This window comes from uncultured Citricoccus sp., assembly GCF_937871995.1.
GTDB lineage: Bacteria > Actinomycetota > Actinomycetes > Actinomycetales > Micrococcaceae > Citricoccus.
Genome location: NZ_CALMQR010000096.1, coordinates 1 through 2,754, shown reverse-complemented (window position 1 = coordinate 2,754; position 2,754 = coordinate 1). Strand labels below are relative to the sequence as shown.

General features: G+C 69.8%; 3 protein-coding genes. All 3 read left to right on the top strand.

Annotated features, from left to right (window positions below; all coding sequences use genetic code 11):
- Positions 1-995, top strand: a 995-nt coding sequence (locus Q0283_RS11285; RefSeq protein ID WP_298044703.1) for an ATP-grasp domain-containing protein, incomplete at its 5' end; no start/stop codon positions are given.
- Complete coding sequence (locus Q0283_RS11280; RefSeq protein WP_298044702.1) at positions 992-2,506, top strand: pyruvate/oxaloacetate carboxyltransferase; 1,515 nt, start codon at positions 992-994, stop codon at positions 2,504-2,506. The genes Q0283_RS11285 and Q0283_RS11280, both read left to right, overlap by 4 nt.
- Positions 2,503-2,754 (top strand): hypothetical protein (locus tag Q0283_RS11275; protein WP_298044701.1); only part of this gene is annotated, 252 nt, incomplete at its 3' end. The genes Q0283_RS11280 and Q0283_RS11275, both read left to right, overlap by 4 nt.

Here is a 2,754-nt window from a genome sequence, read left to right as displayed (position 1 = left end):
TGGGCGTGCCCGTGTCCGCCGGGGGCACCGCCGAGTCCGTGGAGGAGGTCCGCGCCCTGGCCGAGCGGATCGGCTACCCCGTCCTGGTCAAGGCGGCCTACGGCGGTGGCGGCCGCGGCATGAAGCTGGTGGAGTCCGCCGCGGACCTCCAGGACGCGTGGCAGCTGGCCTCCTCCGAGGCCGCATCTTCCTTCGGCAACGGCCTCGTGTTCCTCGAACGCTTCGTCACCGACGCCAAGCACGTGGAGGTGCAGATCCTCGGCGACCGCCACGGGAACCGCGTCCAGCTGGGCGAGCGCGAGTGCTCCGTGCAGTACCGGTACCAGAAGGTCGTCGAGGAGGCGCCCTGCGCCGCCCTGCCGCAGTCCACCCGGGAGCTGCTGCACGCCAGCGCCCTGCGGATCGCCGAGGCCCTGGACTACGTGGGCCTGGGCACGGTGGAGTTCCTCTACGACGTCGACCGGGACGAGCTGGCCTTCCTCGAGGTCAACCCCCGGCTGCAGGTCGAGCACCCGGTCGCGGAGGCCGTCACGGGAGTGGACCTGGTCCGCCAGCAGATCCTGGCAGCCCTGGGTGTTCCGCTGGAGATCACCCAGGCCGACGTGCAGCTGACCGGGCACGCCGTGGAGTGCCGCATCAGCGCCCAGAACCCCGACCGCGGGCTGGCCCCCTCCCCCGGGCGGGTGACCCGCTGGTCCCCCGGGGCGGCCGGTGGCTCCCGCCTGGACTCGCACCTCTACGAGGGCTACCTGTTCCCGCCGTACTACGACGCGCTGATGGGCAAGCAGATCGTCTGGGCGCCGGACCGGGCCACTGCGATCCAGCGCATGGAACACGTGCTCGAGCACTTCACCGTCGAGGGGATCACCACGTCCCTGCCGTTGCTGCAGTGCATCCTGGCTCACCCCGACTACCGGGGCAACAGCGTCACCACGCACTGGCTCAACCATGAGATCGATAACCTCACCAGCACCCGAGAGGACGTCCACGCATGAGCGAGATCAGCCTCGTAGACGTTTCCCTGCGGGACGGCAACCAGTCCCTGTGGGGCGCCACGGGCGTGACCACCCGAATGATCGAGGGCGCGGTCCCGGACCTGGACCGGGTCGGCTACCGCACCCTCGAGCTGGCCACCTCCACCATCCTGGCCACGGCCGTCCGCTACCACCGCGAGGACCCCTTCGAGCGGGTACGGGCCGCCCGGGACCGGGCCCGCAACACCCAGCTCGGTTTCCTCACCACCGGTAAGCGGTTCATCACCTTCCACCGCACCCCGGACGCCGTGCTGGAGTTGGCCTATTCCGTCCTGGCCCGCAACGGCATCACCAAGATGTGGGTCATCGACCCGATGCATGACATGGCCTCGGCCGCGAAGATCGCCGCGATGGCCAAGCGCGTCGGCTTCGAGGAGGTCATCGGCGGGATCTGCTACACCACCAGCCCGGTGCACACGGACCGGTACTTCATGGACCGCGCCGCCGAGCTGGATGCCTCCGATCACATCGACGGCTTCTACCTGAAGGACCCCTCCGGGTTGCTGACGATCGACCGCGTGCGTCAGCTGGTCCCGCACCTACAGCAGGCCATGCCGCGACACGGCCTGCAGGAGATCCACTCGCACGCCACCACCGGGCTGTCCCCGCTGGTCCTGCTGGAGGCAGCGGACCTCGGGGTGACGACGCTCCACAGTGCGCTGCCGCCCCTGGCCAACGGCCCATCGCACCCCGAGGCCCAGCGGCTCGTGGCGAACCTGCGAGCGCGCGGCCACGAGGTGGACGTGGACACGGACGCCATGGCCGCGGCCAGCGCCTACCTGCAGCGTCAGGCGAAGCTCAAGAATCTGCCTATGGGCGTCCCCAACGAGTATGACGAGGCCTTCTACCGCCACAACATCCCCGGCGGCGTGCAGTCGACCACTCGGCGCCAGTTGCGCGAGATCCGGCAGGAGCACCTCTTCGATGCCGTCATCGAGGAGTCCGTGCAGGTCCGCCAGGACCTCGGCTGGCCGATCGTGATGACCCCGTTCGCGCAGTACATCGTCACTCAGGCAACCCTGAACGTGATGACAGGCGAACGCTACAAGCAGGTCGCCGACGAGGTCATCGACCTGATCCGCGGGGACTTCGGCCCCCTGCCCGGCGAGGTGGAGCCCGCGCTGAAGGACCGCTCCCTGGCCACGGAACGCGGGCGCCAGGTTCCCGACGACGGCCAGTCCGTCACGCTGAAGGACCTGCGGCACCGCTTCGGCGAGAACCTCGGGGACGAGGAACTGCTGCTGCGAGCGGTGATGCCCGGTGAACAGGTCAACGCGATGTACGAGGCAGCCCGCACCGCCCCGGCCCGCACCCTGAAGACCCTGCTGTCCTCGATCGGCACGAGCTCGCGGACCACGTCGATTTCCCTCTCCGACGGTGAGACCACGTTCTCCCTGCGCCGGAATGCCACCCCCGCAGGAACCCCTGCAGGCGCCTCCACCAACCGGCACGACGCCCAGGAGCCAGCATGAGTACCCCCTCGACCGCCTCCTCCGCACCCGCGTCGGGCGCCCCGGCCACGACCGGAACCGTGCAGCCGTCCCTCGTCAACGGTTTCGTCCCGGGACCGGGTGACCTCGACTCCGTCACCTCCTCTCGCGGCTGGATGCTGGACGTGGACGGCTGCCTCGTCAGCACCTCCCGTGCCTGTGGCGCCGGTGGCAGTCCACTGCCCGGGGCCATCGACCTCTTGGCCCACCTCTACGCCGCCGGTTACTCC

What these genes read in the sequence shown, in the direction of transcription:
- Q0283_RS11280 (WP_298044702.1), top strand. Translation starts at nt 992, where the DNA reads ATGAGCGAGATCAGCCTCGTAGACGTTTCCCTGCGGGACGGCAACCAG.